General features: G+C 68.0%; 18 protein-coding genes. 11 read left to right on the forward strand and 7 right to left on the reverse strand.

What is annotated here, in order from left to right:
- Positions 1–68: 68 nt before the first annotated feature.
- Entirely contained in the window at positions 69–686 is a 618-nt protein-coding gene (locus DI276_RS29705) for a TetR/AcrR family transcriptional regulator (protein WP_112269368.1), read from the forward strand.
- Here the strand turns inward: DI276_RS29705 and DI276_RS29710 are convergent.
- Positions 683–1,435, reverse strand: a complete 753-nt coding sequence (locus tag DI276_RS29710) for an SDR family oxidoreductase (protein ID WP_112269938.1) — start codon at positions 1,433–1,435, stop codon at positions 683–685. The two genes, DI276_RS29705 and DI276_RS29710, sit on opposite strands and share 4 nt — an antisense overlap.
- Positions 1,436–1,580: 145 nt before the next feature.
- Here DI276_RS29710 and DI276_RS29715 point away from each other — a divergent pair, with 145 nt between their 5' ends.
- The 4 genes from DI276_RS29715 to DI276_RS29730 all read left to right on the forward strand — a co-directional run bounded on the left by DI276_RS29715 (position 1,581) and on the right by DI276_RS29730 (position 6,432).
- Positions 1,581–3,209: an ABC-F family ATP-binding cassette domain-containing protein gene (locus DI276_RS29715; RefSeq protein ID WP_112269370.1), complete on the forward strand. Its 1,629-nt coding sequence runs from the start codon at positions 1,581–1,583 to the stop codon at positions 3,207–3,209.
- A 175-nt stretch (positions 3,210–3,384) separates the two neighbouring features.
- Entirely contained in the window at positions 3,385–3,594 is a 210-nt protein-coding gene (locus DI276_RS29720; protein WP_030473247.1) for a helix-turn-helix domain-containing protein, read from the forward strand.
- Between the two features lie 59 nt (positions 3,595–3,653).
- Positions 3,654–4,466: an enoyl-CoA hydratase/isomerase family protein gene (locus DI276_RS29725; RefSeq protein WP_112269940.1), complete on the forward strand. Its 813-nt coding sequence runs from the start codon at positions 3,654–3,656 to the stop codon at positions 4,464–4,466.
- Positions 4,467–4,542: 76 nt separating this feature from the next.
- The gene (locus DI276_RS29730; protein ID WP_112269942.1) at positions 4,543–6,432 is read left to right on the forward strand and encodes an ABC transporter ATP-binding protein; all 1,890 of its coding nucleotides are present in this window, start codon (positions 4,543–4,545) and stop codon (positions 6,430–6,432) included.
- Between the two features lie 590 nt (positions 6,433–7,022).
- On the opposite strand, the gene DI276_RS29735 is transcribed toward DI276_RS29730, so the two are convergent.
- Positions 7,023–8,585, reverse strand: coding sequence for a penicillin-binding transpeptidase domain-containing protein (locus DI276_RS29735; RefSeq protein ID WP_112269372.1), 1,563 nt, complete (start codon positions 8,583–8,585; stop codon positions 7,023–7,025).
- A 97-nt stretch (positions 8,586–8,682) separates the two neighbouring features.
- Positions 8,683–9,423, reverse strand: coding sequence for an SIS domain-containing protein (locus tag DI276_RS29740; protein ID WP_112269374.1), 741 nt, complete (start codon positions 9,421–9,423; stop codon positions 8,683–8,685).
- Positions 9,424–9,518: 95 nt separating this feature from the next.
- Between DI276_RS29740 and DI276_RS29745 the strand changes: the two genes are divergently transcribed.
- Complete coding sequence (locus tag DI276_RS29745) at positions 9,519–9,701, forward strand: hypothetical protein (RefSeq protein ID WP_112269376.1); 183 nt, start codon at positions 9,519–9,521, stop codon at positions 9,699–9,701.
- On the opposite strand, the gene DI276_RS29750 is transcribed toward DI276_RS29745, so the two are convergent.
- Positions 9,698–10,648, reverse strand: coding sequence for a helix-turn-helix domain-containing protein (locus tag DI276_RS29750; RefSeq protein ID WP_112269378.1), 951 nt, complete (start codon positions 10,646–10,648; stop codon positions 9,698–9,700). The genes DI276_RS29745 and DI276_RS29750 overlap by 4 nt on opposite strands.
- A gap of 226 nt (positions 10,649–10,874) precedes the next feature.
- Here DI276_RS29750 and DI276_RS29755 point away from each other — a divergent pair, with 226 nt between their 5' ends.
- On the forward strand, positions 10,875–11,483 hold the full coding sequence (locus DI276_RS29755; RefSeq protein ID WP_112269380.1) for a C39 family peptidase: 609 nt from the start codon (positions 10,875–10,877) through the stop codon (positions 11,481–11,483).
- Here the strand turns inward: DI276_RS29755 and DI276_RS29760 are convergent.
- From DI276_RS29760 to DI276_RS29770, 3 genes are all read right to left on the reverse strand, one after another.
- Positions 11,471–12,046: a nucleotidyltransferase family protein gene (locus DI276_RS29760; protein ID WP_112269382.1), complete on the reverse strand. Its 576-nt coding sequence runs from the start codon at positions 12,044–12,046 to the stop codon at positions 11,471–11,473. The genes DI276_RS29755 and DI276_RS29760 overlap by 13 nt on opposite strands.
- A gap of 9 nt (positions 12,047–12,055) precedes the next feature.
- Positions 12,056–13,210 carry a glycoside hydrolase family 88/105 protein gene (locus DI276_RS29765; protein ID WP_232837005.1) on the reverse strand — a complete coding sequence of 385 codons (1,155 nt, stop codon included), beginning with the start codon at positions 13,208–13,210 and terminating at the stop codon, positions 12,056–12,058.
- 166 nt (positions 13,211–13,376) lie between these two features.
- Entirely contained in the window at positions 13,377–14,201 is an 825-nt protein-coding gene (locus tag DI276_RS29770; RefSeq protein ID WP_112269386.1) for an alpha/beta fold hydrolase, read from the reverse strand.
- Positions 14,202–14,274: 73 nt separating this feature from the next.
- On the opposite strand from DI276_RS29770, the gene DI276_RS29775 reads away from it, so the two are divergent.
- The 4 genes from DI276_RS29775 to DI276_RS29790 are packed head-to-tail and all read left to right on the forward strand — an operon-like array spanning position 14,275 to position 18,095.
- On the forward strand, positions 14,275–14,964 hold the full coding sequence (locus DI276_RS29775; RefSeq protein WP_232837006.1) for an alpha/beta hydrolase: 690 nt from the start codon (positions 14,275–14,277) through the stop codon (positions 14,962–14,964).
- On the forward strand, positions 14,903–16,195 hold the full coding sequence (locus DI276_RS29780; protein WP_112269390.1) for an NAD(P)/FAD-dependent oxidoreductase: 1,293 nt from the start codon (positions 14,903–14,905) through the stop codon (positions 16,193–16,195). Before DI276_RS29775 ends, DI276_RS29780 begins: the two co-directional genes overlap by 62 nt.
- Positions 16,192–16,872, forward strand: coding sequence for a DUF1365 domain-containing protein (locus DI276_RS29785; RefSeq protein WP_232837008.1), 681 nt, complete (start codon positions 16,192–16,194; stop codon positions 16,870–16,872). Before DI276_RS29780 ends, DI276_RS29785 begins: the two co-directional genes overlap by 4 nt.
- Positions 16,869–18,095: an SAM-dependent methyltransferase gene (locus DI276_RS29790; protein WP_112269392.1), complete on the forward strand. Its 1,227-nt coding sequence runs from the start codon at positions 16,869–16,871 to the stop codon at positions 18,093–18,095. Before DI276_RS29785 ends, DI276_RS29790 begins: the two co-directional genes overlap by 4 nt.
- The last annotated feature ends 31 nt before the right edge of the window (positions 18,096–18,126 follow it).

Consider the following 18,126-nt stretch of genomic DNA (forward strand, 5'->3'; position numbering starts at 1 on the left):
ATTTGTTGAACGAACACTCAACAAATAAGCTAGCACGGCTTCTTGAACGAGCGCTCTAAAATTGAGGCGTGACTGACACGCGCGCCAAGCGGGGTCGGCCGAGGGCGTTCGACCGCGCCGCGGCACTGACCGCGGCCACCAGGCTGTTCTGGGAACGCGGTTACGAAGCCACCTCGGTCGGCGAGCTGACGGAGGCGATGGGCATCAGGCCCGGCAGCCTGTACGCGGCCTTCGGGGACAAGAAGTCCTTGTTCAAGGAAGTGGTGGACAACTACGGGCGCTCACCCGTGGGTGCTTTCGTTCGCGTTGCGCTCGAAGAGGAGCCCACCGCCTTCGCCGCGTTCGCCCGCATCCTGCGCGAAGCGGCGGTCATCTATCCAGACCCGGCCCACCCTGCCGGCTGCCTGACGATCAGCGCGGCCACCAACGTCACCACGCAGGACGCCGACATGCAGGCGTTCCTGCGCGATCTGCGCAACGCCAACCTGGCCGTCTTCGAGGCCCGCCTGCGGACGGCACAGCGGGCAGGAGAACTGCCGGAGGCGGCGGGCACCCGTGCGCTGGCCGCCTACTTCGGCGCGGTCATCCAGGGCATGTCGCAACGTGCCCGTGACGGGGCCACCGCGGCCGAGCTGACGGAAACCGCTGAACTCGCACTCGCCGCGTGGCCCGCGGAACGTCGTTAGCCGGCGGTACCCGTGGCGAGAAGGCCGCCGTCGACGCGCACCGTCTCGCCGGTGATCCAGGAAGCGCCGTCCGAGCAGAGGAATGCCACGAGCGAGGCGACGTCCTCCGGCGTGCCGAAACGCTTCATCGGGTACGCCTGGACGCCTTCCTCCTCGCGGCCGCTCCACAGCGCCTCGGCGAACTTCGTCTTCACCACGGCCGGCGCGACGGCGTTCACCCGCACCTTCGGGCCGAGCTGCCACGCCAGTTCCTCGGTGAGCCGGATCAGCGCCGCCTTGGACGCCCCGTACGCGCCGATCACGCCGGTGGACCGGATCCCGCCGACCGACGCGACGTTCACGACCGCGCCGCCGTGCTCGCCCATCCACGCCTTCCACGCGAGCTGCGTGAAACCGAGCGCTGCCACCACGTTCACGTCGAAGATCTTGCGGACGGCGTTGAGGTCGGCGTCCATCAGGAACCCGAACTGCGGGTTGATGCCGGTGTTGTTCACGAGCACGTCGAGGCTGCCGAACTCCTCGACCGTGCGCGCCACGACCTCCTCGCGGGACGCGTCGTCGCCCGCGTTGCCCTGGACCGTGAGCACTTTGCCGCCGAGCTGCTTCGCCGCCTCGGCCAGTTGGTCGGCCTTGCGGCCGGTGATCGTGACCGAGGCGCCGCGGGAGAGCAGTTCGCGGGCGATGCCGAGGCCGATGCCGCGGGACGCGCCGGTGACCAGCGCCGTCTTGCCGGAGAAGTCTTCGCTCATGGCCGGCAATCTATGCGTCTGGCCACAGGTGGGAAATTCGATGGTCGCGACCCCGTAGACTGGGTCACGTGATCCTCCTGGAGTAGGCCGAACCGGACGTGCCGACCTCTGCCGTGCCCGGACCATTTTCTACTCGGAGTTTCTCTTGATCACCGCAACTGACATGGAGTTGCGCGCGGGCTCACGCATTCTCGTGAGTGGCGCCAACCTGCGCGTTCAGCCCGGCGACCGGATCGGCCTCGTGGGCCGCAACGGTGCCGGCAAGACCACCTCGCTGCGCGTCCTCGCCGGTGAGGGCCAGCCGTACGGCGGTGCCATCACGCGCAAGGGCGAGCTCGGCTACCTGCCGCAGGACCCGCGCGAGGGCGACCTGTCCGTCATCGCAAAGGACCGCGTGCTGTCCGCGCGCGGCCTCGACCAGCTGCTCCGCGACATGGAGAAGGCTCAGTCGAAGATGGCCGAGCTGGTCGACCCGGACGAGCTCGACGTCGCCGTCACCAAGTACGGCAAGCTCGAGGAGCGCTTCGCCGCGCTGGGTGGCTACGCCGCCGAGTCCGAGGCCGCCCGCATCTGCTCGAACCTCGGTCTGCCGGACCGGGTGCTCGCGCAGCCGCTGAGCACGCTGTCCGGTGGGCAGCGCCGCCGCGTCGAGCTGGCACGCATCCTGTTCGCCGCGTCCGAGGCGGGCATCGGCGCGAAGTCGAGCACGATCCTGTTGATCGACGAGCCGACGAACCACCTCGACGCCGACTCGATCACGTGGCTGCGCGGCTTCCTCAAGTCGCACGACGGCGGCCTCGTCGTGATCTCCCACGACGTCGAGCTGCTCGACGACGTCGTGAACAAGGTGTGGTTCCTCGACGCGATCCGCGGCGAGGTCGACATCTACAACCTCGGCTGGAAGAAGTACCTCGAAGCCCGTGCGACGGACGAGAAGCGCCGTCGCCGCGAGCGCGCCAACGCCGAGAAGAAGGCCGGCGCGTTGATGACGCAGGCCGCCAAGATGGGTGCGAAGGCAACGAAGGCCGTTGCGGCGCAGAACATGGCGAAGCGCGCCCAGAAGCTGCTCGACGGTCTCGACGAGGTCCGCCAGAGCGACAAGGTCGCGAAGATCAGCTTCCCCGCGCCCGCCGCGTGCGGCAAAACCCCTTTGATGGCAGAGGGTCTGAGCAAGTCCTACGGTTCGCTGGAGATCTTCACCGGCGTGGACCTGGCCATCGACAAGGGTTCCCGCGTCGTCGTGCTCGGGTTCAACGGTGCCGGCAAGACCACGCTGCTGCGGTTGCTCGGCGGCAGCGAGAAGATGGACGCGGGCAAGATCGTGCCCGGTCACGGCCTGAAGATCGGCTACTTCGCGCAGGAGCACGAGACGCTCGACCACGACGCGTCGGTGTGGGAGAACATCCGGCACATGGCGCCGGACGAGCAGGAGCAGCGGCTGCGGTCGTTGCTCGGCACGTTCCTGTTCTCCGGCGAGCAGCTCGACCAGCCCGCCGGCACGTTGTCCGGTGGCGAGAAGACGCGACTGGCGCTGGCCGGTCTGGTGTCGTCGGCCGCGAACGTGCTGCTGCTCGACGAGCCGACCAACAACCTCGACCCGGCCTCGCGCGAGCAGGTGCTCGACGCGCTGCGGCGGTACGAGGGGGCGGTCGTGTTGGTCACGCACGACCCCGGTGCCGTCGAGGCGCTGGAGCCCGAGCGAGTGATCCTGCTGCCCGACGGCACGGAGGATCACTGGTCCGAGGATTACCTCGAACTCGTGCAACTTGCGTGATCTCCACCCGTCAAAGGATTACCGAGCGCACCCTGTGATCAACTGAGTGTGATCGAATCGACCGTTCGGCGATCTCTTTGCTTGATCACCTGGCGTTCTGCCGGTTCCTGTTCGATCATTGCGACGACAGGGGCCGTAGAACGGCCCGACCTGCTCGTACGGAAGGCGGGACAAGGTGGCTGACCTGAAGAAGGGTGCCCGGATCACCGGCGCCACGCGGGACAAGCTGGCCGCTGACCTGAAGAAGAAGTACGAAAAGGGCGCGAGCATCCGGGCTTTGGCCGAAAGCACCGGGCGTTCCTACGGCTTCGTGCACCGGGTTCTGTCGGAATCCGGCGTCACGCTGCGCGGTCGCGGTGGCGCCACCCGGACGAAGAAGAAGTAGCTGCAACCCAGGCTGCTACTCTCCGGTAACTAGCTTCTAGTTCGCCGGAGGTAATGGACATGCCAGTGCCTGCTATCGACGCTGGCGTGCTCGAGCGCGGTGGCGTTCGGCTCGCTCTTGCCGGACCGCTCGCCACCATCACGCTCGATCGTCCTGACGTGCTCAACGCACAGACGCCGGCCACTTGGGCGGCGTTGCGGCACATCGGCGAACAGCTGGACCCGGACGTCCGAGTCGTGGTCGTCCGGGGCTCCGGTCGCGCCTTCTCGGCGGGACTGGACCGGCGCATGTTCACCGGTGAGCCCGTCGACGGCGAACCCGGTGGCCTGACCGCGATGTTGTCGTTGTCCGCTGCGGAGGCGGACGCGCGCATCGCGTCCTACCAGGCCGGGTTCACGTGGTTGAGCGACCCGGCACGGGTGACGATCGCCGCGGTGCAGGGGCATGCCATCGGCGCGGGTTTCCAGTTGGCGCTGGCGTGCGACTTCCGCGTGCTCGCCGAGGACGCGCAGTTCTGCATGGCCGAGACCGGGCTGGGTCTGGTGCCCGATCTCGGCGGGACTCTGCCTCTGGTGCGTCTCGTGGGGTACTCGCGCGCGGCCGAGATGTGCGTGACCTCCCGCCGTGTTCCGGCTGCGGAGGCGCTGCAGCTCGGCCTCGCGAACTCCGTCGTGCCGTTGGACGGTTTGGACGCCGCCGTCGAGACGCTGGTGGCTGCTGTCCTGAAGCCGCTGCCGGGTGCCGTTTCCGAGACGCTGGCCCTGATCGCTTCCGCGGCTGCCGGGCCGTCCTTGGAGACGCAGCTCGCCGTCGAGCGCGCCGCCCAGCTGCGCCGCATCTCGTCGCTGGCCGCGCTGTCCGCCCAGGGCTGAATCTGCCCAGGTCAGGGAATTGTCAGACCCATGTGCTGTTCTATAGGACGTGGACGGTTACAGCTCCTGGCGATTCATGATGGGGGTGACCTCGGACGCGCCGTCGAAGGTGCGCCGAGGCACTTTCCGGCGCGTGCTCGTCTTCGCCCGGCCGCATCGGGCGAAGCTCGTGTTCTTCTTGCTGCTGACGGTGATCTCGTCGGTGCTGGCGGTGACGACGCCGCTGCTGGCCGGCCGCGTGGTCGACGCGATCGTCCGCGGGTCCGCGCCATCGGTGGTGGTGTGGCTGGCCCTGGTCATCGCGCTGGTGGCTGTCGTGGACGCCGGCCTGGGCGTGGTGGAGCGGTGGCAGTCCACTCGCATCGGTGAGGGGTTGATCTACGACCTGCGCCGCGCCGTGTTCGGGCACGTGCAGAAGATGCCCGTCGCGTTCTTCACCCGCACCCGCACCGGCGCGCTGGTCTCGCGGCTGAACAACGACGTGATCGGGGCCCAGCGCGCGTTCACGTCCACGCTGTCCGGCTTCGTCACGAACATCATCCAGCTGGTGCTCTCGCTGGGTGTCATGTTCACGCTGTCCTGGCAGGTCACTGCTTTGGCGCTGGTGTTGCTGCCGGCGTTCGTGCTGCCCGCCAAGCGGATGGGGCGGCGGATGGCGGACATGCAACGCGAGGCCTCCGCCCTGAACGCCTCGATGGTCACGCAGTCGACGGAGCGGTTCTCCGCGCCTGGGGCCACGTTGGTGAAGCTGTTCGGGCGGCCTGAGCGCGAGGAGTCCGAGTTCTCGGACAAGGCTGCGAAGGTCCGGGACATCGGCATCCGGACGGCCATGGCCACGCGGTGGTTCATGACCGGGCTGACGTTGGTGTCGGCTCTGGCGCAGGCGCTGGTCTACGGGCTGGGTGGGTACCTGGCTCTGACCGGGCATCTGGCGGCGGGCACGGTCGTGTCTTTGGCGCTGTTGCTCACCCGGTTGTATGCGCCGCTGACTGCTTTGGCCAACGCTCGGGTCGATGTGATGACGGCGTTGGTGTCGTTCGAGCGGGTCTTCGAGGTGTTGGACCTCAAGCCGATGATTCAGGAGCGTTCTGGCGCCCGTGCGGTGCCTTCCGGTCCGGTGTCGGTCGAGTTCGACGACGTGCGGTTCGCGTACCCGTCTGCTGACAAGGTGTCACTGGCCTCGCTGGAGTCTGTGGCCACTTTGGACACTCGTGGCGGCGAGGAAGTGTTGCACGGCATCAGTTTCAAGGCTGAGGCTGGGCAGTTGGTTGCGGTCGTGGGGTCGTCCGGGGCTGGGAAGTCGACGCTTGCCTCGTTGGTGCCACGGTTATATGACGTCGACTCCGGGTCTGTGCGTCTGTCTGGTGTGGACGTTCGGGATCTGACCTTTGAGTCGTTGCGGTCGACTGTTGGTGTTGTTACGCAGGACGGGCATCTGTTCCACGACACGATTCGGGCGAACCTGGAGTATGCGGCTCCTGGGGCTTCTGATGACGAGTTGTGGGATTCGTTGCGGCGGGCTCGGTTGCTCGAGTTGGTGGCTTCGTTGCCTGATCAGTTGGACACCGTGGTCGGGGAGCGCGGGTACCGGTTGTCTGGTGGGGAGCGGCAGCGGTTGACCATCGCTCGGTTGTTGCTGGCCCGGCCTCGGGTTGTGATCTTGGATGAGGCCACTGCTCATTTGGATTCTGAGTCTGAGGCTGCTGTGCAGGAGGCGTTGACTGAGGCGTTGGTTGGGCGGACCTCGTTGGTGATCGCTCACCGGTTGTCGACTATCCGTGCTGCTGATCAGATTTTGGTGGTGGAGCATGGGGAGATCGTTGAGCGGGGGACCCATGGTGAGTTGATGGCTGCTGAGGGGCGTTACGCCGATCTTTACAACACTCAGTTTGCTGAGCCGCCGGTGGTTGGGGTTTCTCCTACGCCTCGGTTCAGTGAGCGGGCTGAGGTTGGGCATCGGTATTGAGCGACCGCCGTTCCGGCGTGCTGCGCAGGGGTCCGTAGGTCGTCCCCCTGTTTCGTTGGCGGGTGGCGGGTTGTTGTCCGTGCGGGGTCGCCTTGCTGTGGTGGGGTTCCGGTTTCGTAGCGTTCCCCTGTTGCGTGCGTTGGGTTGCTGTTGCGTGCTTCCCCTTGGGAGGCGCCGCCCCCAAACCCCCACCAATCTGATCTGGGGGTACCACGCCGCTCTCGGGTTGATGGCACGCCTGTTGCTTTGGGCGGCTTGCTGTTGCGTGGGTGGTGAGGCCCGCCCGAACCGCGTTTCAAGCGCAAGGGCAGCTCGGCTTCGCCTTCGCCAGAAGCAGCTCGCCTGCGGCGTCGCCAAGGCAACTCGGCTTCACCTTCGCCTTGCCTCGGCTGCGCCATCGGGTCGGCTCGCCTCCGGCCTCGCGGTTGAGGGGCGGCCTTCGGCGTGCAGGGTCTCGCCCGAGCCCGAGCCGCTCACCCGTGCCTAGCGCGTGGCCATGCCGATCGCCCTTGCCCATCGCCCTTCGCCCGTGCCGTGCCCGTCGCTCTTGCTCGTCGGCCAAGCCGAGCGCCCACATCTAGGCCCTGGGCTTAGCCCTTCAGGAAGGCGGCGGTGGCGTTCAGCGCGCTCTGTGAGGAGCCCGCGTTTTCCACGAAGACTGCGAAGGCCACGTTGCCCTGGTAGCCCACGAACCAGCCGTGGGCCGTGCCGCCGCCCGCTTCGGCCGTGCCGGTTTTGCCTGCCAGGCCTGGGATTCCCGCCAGTTGCTTTGCGGTTCCGGCGGTGACCACCTCGCGCATCATGGCGCGCAGCGGCTGGAGTACGGAGGCAGGAGGTCCGGCGGCCACGTCGTTCGCCACTGGGGGTTTGCCGCGCATCAAAGTGGGCGTTGGGGTTTTGCCGGAGACGACTGTGGCGGCTACCAGGGCCATGCCGAAGGGGCTGGCTACCACGTTGCCCTGGCCGAAGCTGTTTTCCACCTGCTGGTCGCCGGAGGCTGGTGGGACCTTGCCCGTGTTCGTGTCGGCGCCCTGGATGGTCCAGTCGGCGCCCAGGCCGAAGCGTTTGGCCATGTCCGGGAGGGCGTTTGGCGGGAGTTTGGAGCCCAGGTCGCCGAAGGTGGTGTTGCACGAGTAGGCGAACGACGTGTGGAAGGGCAAGGAGTCGTGGCCGAAGTCGGCGTTTTTGATTCGGCGCGTGCCGATGGTGGCGGTGGCCGGGCAGGGGACTGCGGTGTTGGCTTGGACCAGGCCTGCGTTCATGGCGGCTGCTGCGGTCACGATTTTCATCGTTGAGCCTGGGGCGTAGCGGCCTACGAACGGGTTGGTGCCCGCGAGGGTTTTGTTTTGGGCCACGGCCAGGATTTCGCTGGTCGAGGCTTCGATGGCCACGATGGCCGCGCCTTGGGGGAGGCCGTCCACTGCGGCTTGGGCTGCTGCTTGGCGGGCCGGGTCGATCGTCACGGTGATCTTTTCACCTGCGGTGGCCTTCTTGCCGTCCAGGGCGGTGAAGGTCGCGCCGGACGAGATGCCCACTTCCCAGCCGTCGGTGCCCTTGAGGTCGCCGACCTGGCCGGTGATCGTTTTGTAGAGGCCGTCCGGGACGGTGCCCGCTACCAGGGGCTTGCCGTCTCGGCCCAGCAGGGCGCCGTCGGCCAGGGCCGTTCGGTACGTCAGGGAGGCGCCGTCTGTGAGTTGTGGGTGGATGATCGCCGGGGTCCACTGGACCTTCCACGACTCGCCGGACTTCTGCAGCGGGATCTTGATGTCGTACTTCAGCAGGGCCGAGTTCGGCATCGTCCACGTCACGGAGGCCGCGATCTCGGCGGTGGTGGCGTCTGCCGGCGGTGGTGTTGCTGCCGACGTGAGACGGGCTTGGTAGGCGGAGGAGCCCATGCCCGTTTTGGTCGCGGTGATCGCGGTGGTGGCCACGTCCGGCTTGTCGGTCAGCTGGGCTGCCGCGGTGCCGCCGTCTGAGCTGAACAGCTTGTTCACGAAGGATTGGGCGACGTCGGACGGTCTCTCGGCCGGTGCCTTCTTGGTGTCCGAGATGCTCGGGTCCGGGCTCCAGAGCAGGGCGCCCGCCACGCCGATGACGGTGGCGGTGGCGACGGCGCCGCTGATCAGGATCCATCTGCGCGTTTTCGGCTGCACTGGTCAAGTCCCCCCAGGTAAGTGCTTTCCCCGGTGGGAGACTAACCCGAGCTTGTGGAGAAACAGTGCAGAAGTCGTGAGCATTGAGTAGGGCTACTCAGCCGAGCTGCGGGATGCGGGTCTGGTAGTGCCTGAGCAGGTCGGCGTTGGCCGCGTCGCCGCCCTCCACGTTGGCGCTGCGCCAGAGCGGCAGTTGCACACCGGTTTCCGTGGCCTTGTCGACCAGGCGGACCATCAGCAGGTTCCAGAGGAACGTGGTGGCCAGGGTTGAGACGGCTGCGGTGACCGGGGCCTGCTCCGGGTACGTGGAGTCGCCTGGCGGGACGAGGTTGTCCAGGACGACGGTGGCGACCTCGGCGAGGGTGGCGCCGGCTCGGCGGGGGGCCTGGGCGCTCGCGGCGACCGAGGTGACGGCCACTACCGGGCAGCCTGCGTTCGCGGCTTCCTGGGCGAGTTCGACCGGGTAGTAGTTCACGCCGGACGTCGAGAAGACGAAGAGGACGTCGTGCGGGGCCAGGCCTGCTTCGCGCAAGACCTCGCCGGCGAGGCCCGAGCGGCGTTCGGCCGAGGTGCTGCTGATGGCGCCGTGCATCGGGAGCAGTTCCGGGTGGTAGATCGGGCGGACGCAGGCCAGGCCGCCTGCCCGGTAGAACGTTTCGGCGACCGCCGCCAGGGAGTGGCCTGCGCCTGCGGTGAGGATCATGCCGTCCGCCTGCACTGCGGCGAGCACGAGCTCGGCCACGTCGTCGAGCGCGGACGCGTTGTGCTGTTCGACGCGCGTCAGGTGCGTGCGCACGAGGTTGCCGTAGTCGGAGCCGGTCACGGTGTCGGTCGTCATGCGGGTCAGTAGTACCGGATGTGCGGTGGCCTCACCAGTAACCCGAGCACCACAAACCTCGATACGTGCGATGACGGGGCTCGTGGCGGACGGAGGTGGGTCGGATCAGACGGTACTTCTACTTCTGGGTCGGGCTGGCGGCCGTCTTCACGGCTGCGGGGGCTACGCACATAGCACTGGCGATCACCAACTCCGTGTTATGGCCGGTGTGGGTGGCGTTGGCGCAGCTCGTGGTCGCAGGCGGGTGCGCGCGGGCGGCGGTGCAGGCCCGGCCTTAGGCGAGTAGTTCGACGCCCAACGCGGACGCGGAATGCAGGACCGAGTTGCGGTGGCGTTGGGCCACGGCGAGGCCCGCGTCGCGCAGGACCGAGGCGTGGGCGCTGGCCGACGCGGCGGAGATGCCCAGGCGGCGGGCCAGTTCGGTGGTGGTGCAGCCGCCCGCGATGACCTCCAGCGCGGCGGCGCGGGTGCGGCCGAGGAGGGCTTCGAGCGAGCGTTTGCCGGTGCTGGCGACGTGCAGGTCGTGGGCGATCGGGTAGACGAGGACCGGTGCGTGGCGCTGGTCGCGGAGCATGATCGGGCGTTCCCAGCAGAAGTAGGACGGGACGAGCACGAGACCCTGGCCGTGCAGGTGGACGTCGCGCTGGGGGAAGCGGGACTCGATCGAGAGCACGGGCGGTGACCAGGAGACGGTCGGGTGCAGGGCCGAGAGCATGCCCTCGCAGCCGTTGTCCAGGAAGGATCGTGCCCGCACCGCGCGGTCGGCGTCGACGGTGGCGCGCACCTCGTCCCAGATCGGGGCGAGCGCGTGCCGATGATAGGCGCGCAGGGCCGCGCCGAGGGAGTCCAAAGTGGCCACGTCGCCGGTGGCCAGCAGGTGCGTACGCGGGTCGAGGCGTTGCTGGGAGCCCAGTTGCGCGAGGTCTGCCCGTAAGGACTCAACGGGCGTCGCCAGGACGGCGTCGATGCCCGCGTCGAGGGCGGAGTAACCCGCGGTGGGCGTCAGGAAGTCGGGGGAGTAACCGACGGGCGGCGCCAGCTGCATGAGCCAGCGGGCGTCGTCGGGCAGCGTCGTCCGCACGTTCGCGCGCCACGTGCCGAACACGGGCGTCGCCGAGCGTTGCCGCAGCACGTGCAGGCTCAGCAGGATCTCCCACATCGGGTCGGGACCGGGCGCGACCCGCACCCTCGCCAGGTCCTCCGCCGTGAAGTGGACACGCAACACGGCAAGCAGAGTGGCACAGCGTCTCAGGGCTTGTACCGGATTCGAGACGACTCAGCCGAACGGTCCAAACGGCACACCCAGAGTGGGTGCTGACGTGGTCGTACGTACTTCTACCTGGCTTTTTAGGACTTGACCGAATGTGGTGGCGGGTGTTCGCGGCCAGCCGCCAAGCTTTCGCCGAGCGCCGCGCCAGGGGTCCGGCGCCACCACTGAGGGGATCCGAACGATGAAGCTTGCGAAGATCACCGGGGCCGTCGCCGCGGTCGGTGTCGCGATGACCATCCTCACCGCGCCGGCCGCACTGGCCGCGCCCGGCGAGACCGTCATCCCGGCCGCCGCCGAGCTCGGCATCCAGGGCGAAGGTGTGCTGCCGCACGAGTTCCAGGTCCAGCAGACCGGGTACTGGTGCTCCGCTGCCGCCGCCCGCATCGCACTGACGGCGCGCGGCAAGTACGTCGCGCAGTCCACGTTGGCCTCGTACATGAAGGTCACGACCAACGGCCTGCCGAACATCAAGAACCTCGAGAACGCGCTCGACCACTACACCGGCTCGACCTACTACCAGGTCAAGCAGTGGTCGACGGACGCGCAGCTGCTGCAGAAGCTCAAGGCCGACGTGGTCTACAACGCCAACCGCGGCCACGCCGTCGTGATCAACGTGATCCGGCTGAACGGCCGCAACTACTCCGGCGGCCACTACGCCACGGTCGTCGGCTACCGCGCCGGTGGCAACGAGTTCGCCGTGGCCGACCCGGCCTACGCGGGCGGGCGCCTGCACTGGCTGAGCGCGTCCAACGTGTCGTCGGGCATCAAGCTCCGCCGTTACGTCGCCTGATTTCCGGGCCTGAGGTCCTCAGGCCGGTCCACATCGGCACCGTCCGCCACGTCGGCGCACTCGACGTGGTGGACGGTGTTGGCTTTCAGGTAGTCGCGCGCGCCCTGATCGCCTGCCGCTGACGCGATGACGCCCGCGAAGTGGTCGGAGCCGATCAGCACCGGATGGCCCACGACGCCGTCGTACACCGCTCGTGCCAACGCTTCCGGCTCGGCGAGGTTCATCAACCGGTGCAGGGCGGCGACGGTGACTCCCGGTGTGTCGACGGGGAGCACCAGGACGGCGTCGGCGATGCCGATGGCGTGCAGGCCGGTGCGCAGCGACGAGCCCATGCCGGATTCCCAGTGCGGGTTGTCGACGACCGTGACGCCGTCCAAACACGCCAGTGCGCGCACCTCGTCCGCTTTGGCGCCGAGGACGACGACCACCGGGTCGCAGCCGGCAGCCTTCAGCAGTTCGGCCGCCGAGTCGACGAAGAGCTTGCCGCCCAAGGAAACGAGGGCTTTCGGGGCGCCGAACCGGCGGCCGGCCCCCGCAGCTAGCAAGAGGCCGGCCACGTGCATGGTTCCAACTTAGCGCCTCTGGAACTGCTCGCTCATGATCAGGAACGCTCCGATGCCGTGCAGGTCGTTCACCGCCCGCGGCCGGGCCAGGTAGAACGGCAGGTCACCGACGTTGGTGCCGATGCAGATCTCGGCGATCTCGGTGGAGCCCTGCGCGTTGATCGACACGCGGTCCAGCACACCGCGATAGCCCCGCCGCGCCACGACGTCGTACGTGCGCGACACATAACCGCGCTCAACGGCCCGTGAGATGGCCATCGAGTACATGGACGAGCACGACGTCTCGGTCCAGTTCTCCGGGTTGGACCCCTTGTCCACGACCTGGAACCAGCGTCCCGTCCTGCGGTCCTGGTGCTGGGCGAGCGCCGCGATCAGCCGGCCGAGGATCGAGATCAGCTTCGGCCGGTCGGGGTGGGTGCGGGGCAGGTCCTCCAGCACGTCGCAGCACGTGATCGCGTACCAGCCCATCGCGCGGCCCCAGAACTCCGGCGACACGCCCGTGGCGGGATTGGCCCAGGACACCTTGCGCGACTCGTCGTAGGCGTGGTGGAACAGGCCGTCCTCGTGCTGCAGGTTCTTCGCGTAGACCAGGAGTTGCTTGAGGGCCTCGGCGGTCGCCCACTCCTTCTCCCCGAAGGTGTAGCCGTGCCGCATGATGAACGGCACGACCATGTAGACGCCGTCCGACCAGTTCTGCCAGTCGCGCGTGCCGCCCTCGGCGTGCCAGAAGCCGCCTTCCTCGGTGCGCGAGTAGGTGTTGAGGCGCTCGCGGATCTGCGTCGAGGCGACCCGGTACCGCACGTCGCCGGTCGCGTTGTAGAGCAACGGCAGCAGCTGGCCCGCGCGCATGGAGTCGAGGTGCGTGAAGGTGCGGGTGAAGCCGTTGGGTCCGACGAAGCGGTCCACCCACGCCTTGATGTAGTCGAAGTACTTCTTGTTGCGAGTGCGCTCGAAGACGAGCCACTGTCCCCACAGGTACAGTCCGCGCGTGTAGCCCCAGCCGCCGAGCGTCTCCGGCGTGAACTGCTTCATCGTCGACTCGACGACCTCGACGGACCAGTCGACGCGCTCCTTCGCCGACGCCGTGCCGGTTGCTCCGAGCGTGCTGCCGCCGGCGAGTGCGGCGCCGCCGAGTCTGACGAAGTCGCGCCTGGACGTGGTCATGCGTGCTCCTCCAAGGGACATGCCGAGGCGGCGGCACCCACGACCTAACCGAGTCAGAACTCCGATGTCTAGACCTAATTGGTGCGTCCGAGCTGGAGGCGGCCTGGTGATCGGTGGCGTCGTCCAGCAGAAGTCCGATGACTTCGGTTTCGCGGCGAAACCAGGATCAGGAGAGGTGTTCGAGGAGCAGGGAGCTCGCCGCCTCGGGGATCTCCTCCGGGATCCAGTGGCTCACTTCCTCGACCATCTCGAACCGGTAGCCGCCGGTGCACCACTTCTCGGTCTCGAACGCGGCGGCCGACCCGAACGCGACGTCCTCGGTGCTCCAGACGTACATCGTCTTGACGCTGACCTTGTCCGCGGCGCCGTGCGGTTTGCCGGCGCGGTACCAGTTCAGCGCGGCGGTGAGCGCGCCCGGTTCGCTCAGCCGCTGCAGGTACTCGTCCAGGTGCGAGGGGCGGATCTTCCAGTCGAACATCTTCTTGAGCGCCTGGGCGTTGTTCTCGAGCATGCGCTTCTCGGTGCTGCGCTCGCGCCAGTCCAGCATGTACTGAGACCGCAGCCGCTGGTCCTCGTCGGTCTGCAGCGCGGTCTTGAGCGCACCGGGGTGCGGGGTGGAGAAGACGCTGAGGGTGCGCAGGCGGTCGGGGTGCTCGATGGCCGTCCACCAGGCGACGGCGCCGCCCCAGTCGTGGCCGACCAGGTCGAACGTGCCCCAGCCGAGCGCGTCGGCCATGGCGATCACGTCGCCGACCAGGTGCGTGACCGTGTACTCGGACACCTGCTCCGGGCGCACGCCGGGTGAGTAGCCGCGCTGGTCGGGGGCGACCGCGCGGTAGCCGTTCACGCCCAGCACCGCGACCTGGTGCTCCCACTCGACGGCGGCCTCGGGGAAGCCGTGCAGCAGCAGGACGGGCCGGCCGTCCTCGGGGCCGGACGCGATGGCGTCGAAGGTGCCTGCCTCGGTCTCGATGCTGATGTGCTCGATCACAGGTTCGAACAGTACGCGTGTGACCTGGGTCTCAACCCGCGAGCCGAAAGACGTGGTCGTACGAACAACGGGTGTGCATCCGCATGTCGACGTGCTGACGTCCCCAGCCGGTACGAATGCCGTCGTGCTCGTGCTGCACGGCGGCCGCGAACACGGCCAGGAACCTGTCCGACGGCACAACCTCGCCTATTTGAGGATGGTGCCGCTGGCTCGAGCGCTGCGTGCGCCGGGCGTCGAGGTCTGGGTGCTGCGGTATCGGAAGCGGGGCTGGAACGCGCCGAGCCTCGATCCCGTCAAGGACGCCGGGTGGGCGCTCGACAAGATCAGCCGACTCCATCCGGGCAAGCCGGTCGTGCTCGTCGGGCATTCGATGGGCGCGCGGACCGCGCTCAGGGTCGCCGGGCATTCAGCCGTCAAGGCGGTGTGCGCGTTGGCGCCGTGGATCGAGCCGGGGGAGCCGTTCCAGCAGCTCGCCGGCAGGTCGTTGCTGATCGCGCACGGTGATCAGGAGCGGATGACCGACCCGGCCAGGTCGCTGTCGTTCGCCAGGCAGGCCAAGACGGTCACGGAGCAGGTCGCGCGGTTCAACGTCGAGGGGGACGGCCACGCGATGCTCAGGAGGGCGCGCGACTGGACGAAGCTCGTCGTCGATTTCGTGCACGGTGAGCTCGGGCTCGAACCGATGGCGCCGGACATCGCGAATGCCATGCGGGAGGCCTCGCCGCGTGGCCTCGACGTGCCGTTGGGAGGTTCGCGTGGCTGAGGTCGCCGTCATCGGAGCGGGGGTTGCCGGGCTCACCGCCGCCTATGTGTTGCAACGCAAGCACGACGTGACGCTGTTCGAGGCCGACGAGCGGCTCGGCGGGCACGCGCACACCCATGATCTGAACGGCGTGGCCGTCGACAGCGGGTTCATCGTCCACAACGAACGGACCTACCCGAACCTGATCCGGCTGTTCCGCGAACTGCAGGTGTCCACTCAGGACTCCGAGATGTCGATGAGCGTCCGGTGCGACGGGTGCGGGCTCGAGTACGCGGGCGCGAAGAAGCTGCCGGGCCTGTTCGCGCAACCGAAGAACGGCGCCAACGGCCGGTACCTCCGGATGCTCGCCGAGATCACGCGCTTCTACCGGCACGCGCAGCGCGTGCTGAACCACGAGGAGGCGCACGACGTCACGCTCGGCGCGTTCCTGGTGATCGGCGGGTACTCCCGGTATTTCGTGGACCACTTCATCATTCCGCTGGTCAGCGCGGTGTGGTCGGCGGGAGCGGCGCTGAGCATGAGGTACCCGGCCTGGTACCTGTTCGAGTTCCTCGCCAACCACGGAATGCTGTCGATCGGTGGCACGCCGCAGTGGAAGACCGTCGTCGGCGGGTCCCGCACGTACGTCGCCCGCGCGGTGCGGAACCTGCACGCCGTCCACGTCTCCACTCCCATCAGGGCGGTGACCAGGACCGGCAGCGGCGTGGAGATCCGCGACGACAACAACGTGCTGCACACCGCGGACCACGTCGTCATCGCCACGCACCCCGACCAGGCGTTGGGGCTCCTCGCTGATCCGACGGGCGAGGAGAAGGAGGTGCTGGCCGCGTTCCAGTACTCGCGGAACGAGACCTGGCTGCACACCGACGCGTCGATCCTGCCGCGCACGAGCGGTGCGAAGGCGTCCTGGAACCTCTACAAGCGAACGTGCGTCGAGGCCAGCGACCAGGTGCTCGTCAGCTACCACATGAACCGGCTGATGCGGCTCGACGAACCGCGCGACTTCGTGGTCACGTTGAACCCGCACGACGTGGACCCTGCGCGCGTGCTCGCCCGGATGGTGTACGAGCACCCGGTCTACACGCCGGAATCCGTTGCGGCACAACGGCGTCTGCCCGAACTCAACTCTGCTTCAACCGCGTACGCCGGCGCGTACCACGGCTGGGGCTTCCACGAGGACGGCTGCGCGTCCGGGGTGCGTGCGGCGAAGCACTTCGGAGTGGACTGGTGATCTACGACGTCCTCATCACCCACTCCCGGCGTGAACTGATCGATCGGGCGTTCAGCCACCGTGCCTACATGTGGCTGGTGGACCTCGACGAGCTGCCGCGCCTGCCGTGGTGGGTCCGGCCGTTCGCCCGCTTCGAGGCCCGCGACCACCTCGGGGCGCCTTCGAATTCCATCCGGGAGAACCTGGAGGAGTGGCTGGCCGATCGCGGGATCGCGCTGGACGGTGGGCAGGTCCTGATGCTCGCCAACGCCCGCGTGCTCGGCTACGTCTTCAATCCGCTGACCGTCTACTGGTGCCACGACGCGTCCGGAGTGCTCGTGTGTGTGGTCGCGGAGGTGCACAACACCTACGGCGGGCGGCACTGCTATCTGCTGCGCACCGACGACCAGGGCAGGGCGTCGGTCGGCAAGGAGTTCTACGTCTCCCCGTTCCTCGAGGTCGACGGCCACTACGTGATGAGGCTGCCGAAGCCGGGCGACCAGCTGTCCGTGACGATCGCGTTGCGGCAGAACGGGAAGACGACGTTCAGCGCCACGATGAAGGGCACGCGCAGCACGGGGCTGCGGATGCTCTTCCGACGGCCGCTGATGCCCCAGCGCGTGTCCGCGTTGATCCGCCGTCATGGCGTTGCGCTCTACCTGAGGCGCGTACCGATCATCCCCAGGAGTGATGGATGAGCACGTTGTCCTTGCCCCGCCCAGGCCAGGGCCTGTGGCCGGGGTTGTTCACGACGCCGCGGTCACCGTTGCGCGCGCGGATCGCCGAGTCGCTGTTCCGCAACGCCGTGCGCACGCTGCCGGTGACGGTGCAGCTGCCGAACGGTCGCACGTGGGGCGCGGGCGGACCGGTCATGCGGCTGGTGCGGCCGGCGGCGTTCTTCCACCGGCTCGGTGCCGACGCCAAGATCGGCTTCGGCGAGGCGTACATGGTGGGCGACTGGGTGTCCGACGAGCTCCCGGACGTGCTGGCGGCGTTCGCGGCGCGGTTGACGACGTTGATCCCGCCTGGCCTGCAGCGGCTGCGGCGGATGGCGGAGCGGCGTCAGCACGAGTTCAACGACGTCGCGGGCTCGCGGCAGAACATCCACCGGCACTACGACCTGTCGAACGAACTGTTCGCGGCGTTCCTGGACGAGACGATGACGTACTCGTCGGCGTTGTTCGAGAACCGCGACGTCGACCTGCGCACGGCCCAGCTGCGCAAGATCGACGGCGTGCTCGACTACGCGGGCGTGCGGGCGGGCTCGCGCGTGCTGGAGATCGGCACCGGCTGGGGCGCGCTGGCGATCCGTGCGGCCGAGCGGGGCGCGACCGTCACGTCGCTGACGATCTCAGCGCAGCAGCAGAAGCTGGCGCTGGACCGGGTGAGGGACGCGGGGCTCCACGATCGAGTGAAGGTCGAGCTGCGGGACTACCGAGAGGAGCACGGTCAGTACGACGCCGTCGTCAGCGTCGAGATGATCGAGGCAGTCGGTGCCGAATACTGGCCCGCGTACTTCTCGATGCTCGACCGGGTGCTCGCTCCGGGCGGCCGGGTGGGGCTGCAGGCGATCACCATGCCGCACGACCGCATGATCGCGAGCAAGGCCACCTACAGCTGGGTTCACAAGTACGTCTTCCCCGGCGGGCTCATCCCGTCGGTCCGCTCGATCGAGCAGTCGGTGCGCGACCACACGCGCCTGCGGATCGTCGAGACCCGCTCGTTCGGCCACGACTACGCCGAGACCCTCCGGCGCTGGCGCGACACCTTCCTCACCCGTTGGGACCAGGTGCAACGGCTCGGCTTCGACGACACGTTCCGCCGGATGTGGGAGTTCTACCTGGCCTACTCGGAGGCCGGTTTCCGGGTCGAGTACCTGGGCGTACAACAATTTGCCATGGCCGAAAGACTGGGCCATTAGGACCACCTTCTGCCCCAATTGGGTGCTGCTT

It is taken from the genome of Lentzea terrae, from assembly GCF_003265345.1.
In the GTDB taxonomy this organism is placed as follows: Bacteria; Actinomycetota; Actinomycetes; order Mycobacteriales; family Pseudonocardiaceae; genus Lentzea; species Lentzea terrae.

Bases quoted from the DNA above. Each gene is read 5' to 3' on its own strand.
- DI276_RS29710 (WP_112269938.1), bottom strand. From the start codon at position 1,435: ATGAGCGAAGACTTCTCCGGCAAGACGGCGCTGGTCACCGGCGCGTCC.
- DI276_RS29725 (WP_112269940.1), top strand. From the start codon at position 3,654: ATGCCAGTGCCTGCTATCGACGCTGGCGTGCTCGAGCGCGGTGGCGTT.
- DI276_RS29730 (WP_112269942.1), top strand. From the start codon at position 4,543: ATGATGGGGGTGACCTCGGACGCGCCGTCGAAGGTGCGCCGAGGCACT.
- DI276_RS29740 (WP_112269374.1), bottom strand. From the start codon at position 9,423: ATGACGACCGACACCGTGACCGGCTCCGACTACGGCAACCTCGTGCGC.
- DI276_RS29755 (WP_112269380.1), top strand. From the start codon at position 10,875: ATGAAGCTTGCGAAGATCACCGGGGCCGTCGCCGCGGTCGGTGTCGCG.
- DI276_RS29760 (WP_112269382.1), bottom strand. From the start codon at position 12,046: ATGCACGTGGCCGGCCTCTTGCTAGCTGCGGGGGCCGGCCGCCGGTTC.
- DI276_RS29765 (WP_232837005.1), bottom strand. From the start codon at position 13,210: ATGACCACGTCCAGGCGCGACTTCGTCAGACTCGGCGGCGCCGCACTC.
- DI276_RS29780 (WP_112269390.1), top strand. From the start codon at position 14,903: ATGCCATGCGGGAGGCCTCGCCGCGTGGCCTCGACGTGCCGTTGGGAG.
- DI276_RS29790 (WP_112269392.1), top strand. From the start codon at position 16,869: ATGAGCACGTTGTCCTTGCCCCGCCCAGGCCAGGGCCTGTGGCCGGGG.